The organism is Salinisphaera orenii subsp. halophila YIM 95161 (assembly GCF_003732545.1).
GTDB lineage: Bacteria > Pseudomonadota > Gammaproteobacteria > Nevskiales > Salinisphaeraceae > Salinisphaera > Salinisphaera orenii_A.
In genome coordinates this window covers 1-4,907 of sequence record NZ_AYKF01000147.1, presented here as the reverse complement: position 1 = coordinate 4,907, position 4,907 = coordinate 1, and the positions used below count along the sequence as shown (strand labels likewise).

Here is a 4,907-nt window from a genome sequence, read left to right as displayed (position 1 = left end):
TGGCTGGCTCAACGCGACTTGCCGGTCGACGCACCGATCGTGCTGGAAGCCACCGGTCCGTACAGCGAAGCGGTGGCGATCGCCTTAGCCGATGCCGGCCGGGCGGTGAGCGTCGTTAACCCGGCACGAATCACCGGTTTCGCTCAAAGCGAGCTGAGTCGCAACAAGACCGATAAAGCCGACGCCAAGTTGCTGGCGAAGTTTGCTCAGAGAGCCGATCTGGATATCTGGCAACCCCCGAGTATTGCGATTCGCGAGCTCCGAGCGTTGGTCGATCGCTTGCAGGCGTTGATCGACATGCGCCAGCAAGAACTCAACCGGATCGAAGCGCTCGATCAGGGCACGCCCTCCAGCGTGAAGTCGATGGTCGAAGAACACGTGGCTTGGCTCAACGACCAGATCGCCAAGATCCAATCCGATATCGACGATCACATCGACGGCCATCCCGAACTCAAACAAGACGCCGAGCTAATGCGCAGCATTCCCGGCGTCGGGCCGCGCGCCTCCGCGCAGTTCCTGGCTTATATCGGGGATGTTCGCCGGTTCAAAAGTGCGAAGGCGCTCGCCGCCTTTGTCGGCGTCACGCCCAGACAGAAGCAATCCGGCACTTCGATCAACGGTCGAACCCTGATCTCGCGAGCCGGCCACACCGCCGCAAGAAAATCGCTCTACATGCCGGGCATGGTGGCCAAGCGCCATAATCCGGTCATCATCGCGATGACGAGGCGGCTCGAGAAGAAAGGGTTAGCGCCGAAGGCGATCGTGGGCGCGAGCATGCGAAAGCTCGTGCATCTGATCTATGGCGTGATCACGTCAGGCCAGCCGTTTCGGGCTGAAATACCGATGGCCGAGCTTGAAATTCAAGAGGGTATCTGACCCCGCTCTACTTTGCAAGCTCAGTTGCCGGCCGAAGCGCGGCAGCGCTTTGGGCGGTCAACTGCAGCGATTAGTTAGGCTGAACTACCAAGTCGGTGAAAACCAATTAGCCTATAGGAAAGCCGTGGTGCCTGATTGATTGGCCGAACCTCGCGGACTATAAACTCTGCTTTACAGGGTTCTCCGATCACAGGTCCTTGATATTGCACAGCGCTCTCAAACTGTTCGGCCGCCTCCTTACTAACGGCGCCGTAGATTGTTACCCCAGTCTGATCTCGAAGCTCGAATTTTCTATGGTCAGGTAAAAAGCCTATCAGAATACCTTCCAATAATGCAGATTTTTCGTCAATCTCGATTGCTTCGGTTCTGACGCGGCCACGGTGAACTGCCTTTTCATCCAAAAAGAACTCTCGTTGACCCTCGACAAACCGAACGGCAGCCTCCGAGGAGTCTAATCTTTTAAAGAAATCGCGAAGCGCGACTAACGTGCGCGGGTCTAAATCCTCCGCAGCCTCATCAAATTCACTTTCGTTTTCAGCGCCGACGTGACGTAGAAGATCTGACACGCTGGAGAGAACTTCTTTGAGAGCTGTATCATGAATCTCGGCCTGATCGGAGAGTTCTTCAAGTACGAATCCGAAGGATCCGTGCGTCAGGCCGGTAACCATGAGATCGGTACTCTGTTTCATTGGTACGCGGCCTCTTTCGCCGAGCGCACCAATTTCTGCCTTTGCAAAAGCCTTTGAGACTATGTCTTGATATGACTCGAGTAATTTGCCTGCGAAATCAGCGGCTATACCCCGAGAGCCAACCACGGGTTTGCCACTAAAGAATAACGCCACGCTGGCAAGATTAGCGTCTGATTCGGCCAACTCATAAAGCTCGCGCGAGATCTCTTCTAGGCGCTCGTTGTACTGAATTTCACCGACCACGTCGCCGAACCGCTGAGCTTCGACCAAAAGTTGTCGAAGCTCCGCAGCCTCGGCCTTAAGGGAATCTGAGGTTAACTTAAGAGGCATTGGTAATTCCTCCAGCTAACAGCGCTCTCGCAGCGGCATCATCGTCTGCAAGAGAGACTTGAAGTATACCTTTCCACAGGTAAGTCGCGCGCTGGTGGGAAAACAAACCAAACCAAAAGCGCGATTGGGAAACAACAAGCTCAGACGGCAAAGACAGATCAACATAATAAGCATCGCAGTCGTGCGCTTCTTTGACCTGCTTAGTGCTAAAAATTTCGTGGTTATTAGCCACAAATTTTCGCCAGTCGTCCTGCATTTCATGCTGTGTCGGCCTACGCGCAAATGTAACTACATCTACATCCTTTGGAGGACGCTCACGCGTTTTCTCGCAATTTTCTATGAAACTGCCGGCAATCCACTGAAATCCTTGATCGATTCCAGCCCTTCTCATTTTTTCTCTAAAATCGAGAAGGCCGTCGAGTATCGCGCATCTCTCAGGGGTCCCGGAGAAAGATTCCACGATATCAGCAATCGACGCACGGTATGGCGCCATAGACGCTGAACTTGTAGGTCCGTCGTCAGGGAGGAATGGAGGAAGTACTCCAGAGCTGTTAAAAGACGGTATCACTAACTTTTTCCCTTTCTTAGCCTAACGTTGCGTTCACCGGCTTGTCCGGTGCAACGCTTGGTTAGAGCGCCGCTTCTGGGGAGCCACCCTCAGGCCTTCGCTACTAATAGCGCCAGAAGCCGCTAATCCAAGCAGGCGTCGAAACTTTGGGCATTCCATGTGGCTTGGGGCAGAACAAATGGCTGCATGCCGAAGGCCGTCTCGTATCGCTGACAATTTTTTAATGGTTTTATCAAGTTCATCTGCCTTATTCACCAGTAAATCTCTATCAATATTAGGGTTGCCTTTAGACCCTATCATGCAGGCAATCTCATCTAGAGAAAAGCCTGCCGCACGCCCCAGTGCAATCAGCGCTAGCCGCTCCAATATATTGTCATTAAAAACCCTGCGTAACCCTTGCCTTCCGACCGAGCTGATTAACCCTTTTTCCTCATAGAAACGCAACGTTGAGGCTGGAACTCCCGAATGTTTGGCTACTGCAGCGATATCCATAACTCCCCCCCCTTGACCTCAAGTCGACTTTAAGTTGCACGCTATCACTCTTTGGCAATCAGAACGAGCGAAGGAGAATGTTATGAATGAAATACTATTCATATTTATCATCGGCATTGGAGCAACTGCGGTGATGGATGCATGGAGCATCTTGCGCAAGCCAATGCTCGGCGTCCCTCTCCCAAACTACGGGATGGTGGGACGTTGGATAGCCCACATGACAAACGGCCAGTTTCGTCATGACGATATTGCTGTATCTAGCCCTATGCGAGGAGAGAGAGTCATAGGATGGATGGCACACTACCTGATAGGCATCGCATTCGCTGCCTTACTAATCGCCATCTGGGGAGCATCATGGATGCAGAGCCCAACGATTGGCCCCGCACTCACAGTTGGCATAGGTACGGTTGCAGCCCCCTTTCTGTTGATGCAGCCGGGCATGGGGGCTGGAGTGGCAGCCTCCAGGACAAAGCAACCGGGCACCGCACGCCTACAGAGCCTCATAACCCATACGGTCTTTGGGCTTGGCTTATATGCATCAGGTTGGGCAATACAACTGATTTACCCAATATCATGATAGCTGCAATGTCAGGTATCAGGCGCTTCTAACGCCTAAGCTCAGTTGCCGGCCGAAGCGCGCTAGCGCATTGGGCGGTCAACTGCAGCGTACTGTTGGGCATCACTGATCGGCTATTAGCGACTGCCAGTCAATAAATTCAGCGATTTCTTCGAACCTACTTGCATCGATAAACCTTCGAGGCACTTCGCGCCGGCAATCGTCTATGTATTGAAAGACAGCTTCTAATATACCTTCTCTGCTCTGCGGTCTATGGACCTCGACTTCCGGCGCAAGCTTCCAAGTCTGGTATTCCAAAGTGTTTCGGCGGGTTCTCGTAACCCTCTGTTTGCTTACCGCGAAATAATCGCCGCGCACCTGAGACCCTAAGAAATGGAGCCGGATGTAACCAATGATCTCGTTGAATTCCCAGCAACCGCCGTAAGAGCGCTCCAAGTGATCGCGAATTGCTACGTACGCTGACGGATCATCTTTTTCTTGCGCTATACGAAACTCTGCCGCAGCAGGATCGTTAGCCGGAAAAATGACGCTATCTATATATGCCTGACGTTGTTCGTAATACTCGTCGCGGGGCAGTCTATAAACCGGAAGATCAAAGAAGTATTTCCCTAGCATTCCTGTTCCGCCCAACGCTAAGTATACGGACGAAGCTAGGTATAGCGCTTGAACCACTTTTCGCATAGCAATAAGACAACTGCCCGCTTGCGAAGGTAAGAGCAGAGCTTGGAGTCAGGTCTTGCATCGTGCATCAACAGCGGTATCTCGAATTCCGCGATTGCCGCTGACTCAAACCATCGCACGCCTCGGCTCCAAAGTCCCGTAGCCCTGACAGCGTCGGCGTGTACAGTCGCGCTCGCACCGGCAAACAACGCCAGCCCAGCCGCAACTCGATGATTCATGTTCCTCCTCATCTCGCACGGCGGCTCGCCGCGACCCGGCGCTAGCGCAGGCGCGCCCGCAGAGCCGAAAAGGCAAGGTTTCACTTGATTAGGCCTGAAACTCAGCCAGCCTGAGCCAATCTTCAGCCCAGGGTGTCGTGGTGGCGGCAGCGTGGATGAGCCGCGGCAGGATAGAACGCAGGTCATAGCGGCGATTGAAGCGGTACTGGAAGTCGGCCAGATAACGCGATGCATACTTCGCGAACTTGAAAGCGTGATAGGTGCCGGTGATCGCGTTCTTGAGGTTGCCCAGCAGGATGTTGACCCATCGAAACTCGGGATGGGTGGCCGAAGCCCGGCCGGAGCCCGTCACAATCGCGAGATGGCTGGCGACTTCAGCCCGCAAGGCACGAAACGCCGGCAGGCCGTCGGAGACGGCCTCGGTCTCAGCGGCCAACGATTCGTTGGCCCAATCGGCGACCGCCGCTGAGGTGAAT

Annotated in this window: 7 protein-coding genes; 2 read left to right on the top strand and 5 right to left on the bottom strand. The window is 53.8% G+C overall.

All coding sequences use genetic code 11. From position 1 onward, the window contains the following. Positions 1-876 (top strand): IS110 family RNA-guided transposase (locus SAHL_RS17280; protein ID WP_123592660.1); only part of this gene is annotated, 876 nt, incomplete at its 5' end. 74 nt (positions 877-950) lie between these two features. On the opposite strand, the gene SAHL_RS17655 is transcribed toward SAHL_RS17280, so the two are convergent. From SAHL_RS17655 to SAHL_RS17270, 3 genes are read right to left on the bottom strand one after another with little or no spacing between them, the layout of a single operon-like run. Then, positions 951-1,895 (bottom strand): hypothetical protein, encoded by a 945-nt coding sequence (locus tag SAHL_RS17655; protein ID WP_148045609.1) that lies wholly within the window; start codon positions 1,893-1,895, stop codon positions 951-953. After that, entirely contained in the window at positions 1,885-2,463 is a 579-nt protein-coding gene (locus SAHL_RS17275) for a DUF6932 family protein (protein WP_123592659.1), read from the bottom strand. The genes SAHL_RS17655 and SAHL_RS17275 overlap by 11 nt, the downstream gene beginning before the upstream one ends. A gap of 33 nt (positions 2,464-2,496) precedes the next feature. Next, entirely contained in the window at positions 2,497-2,955 is a 459-nt protein-coding gene (locus SAHL_RS17270) for a helix-turn-helix domain-containing protein (RefSeq protein ID WP_123592658.1), read from the bottom strand. Between the two features lie 82 nt (positions 2,956-3,037). Between SAHL_RS17270 and SAHL_RS17265 the strand changes: the two genes are divergently transcribed. Beyond that, entirely contained in the window at positions 3,038-3,532 is a 495-nt protein-coding gene (locus tag SAHL_RS17265; RefSeq protein WP_123592657.1) for a DUF2938 domain-containing protein, read from the top strand. A 102-nt stretch (positions 3,533-3,634) separates the two neighbouring features. On the opposite strand, the gene SAHL_RS17650 is transcribed toward SAHL_RS17265, so the two are convergent. Together SAHL_RS17650 and SAHL_RS18290 are read right to left on the bottom strand one after the other, a co-directional pair. Beyond that, on the bottom strand, positions 3,635-4,147 hold the full coding sequence (locus tag SAHL_RS17650) for a hypothetical protein (protein WP_148045608.1): 513 nt from the start codon (positions 4,145-4,147) through the stop codon (positions 3,635-3,637). Positions 4,148-4,519: 372 nt separating this feature from the next. Then, positions 4,520-4,907, bottom strand: a 388-nt coding sequence (locus SAHL_RS18290; protein WP_148045607.1) for a transposase, incomplete at its 5' end; no start/stop codon positions are given.

Bases quoted from the DNA above. Each gene is read 5' to 3' on its own strand.
- SAHL_RS17655 (WP_148045609.1), bottom strand. From the start codon at position 1,895: ATGCCTCTTAAGTTAACCTCAGATTCCCTTAAGGCCGAGGCTGCGGAG.
- SAHL_RS17270 (WP_123592658.1), bottom strand. From the start codon at position 2,955: ATGGATATCGCTGCAGTAGCCAAACATTCGGGAGTTCCAGCCTCAACG.
- SAHL_RS17265 (WP_123592657.1), top strand. From the start codon at position 3,038: ATGAATGAAATACTATTCATATTTATCATCGGCATTGGAGCAACTGCG.
- SAHL_RS17650 (WP_148045608.1), bottom strand. From the start codon at position 4,147: ATGCTAGGGAAATACTTCTTTGATCTTCCGGTTTATAGACTGCCCCGC.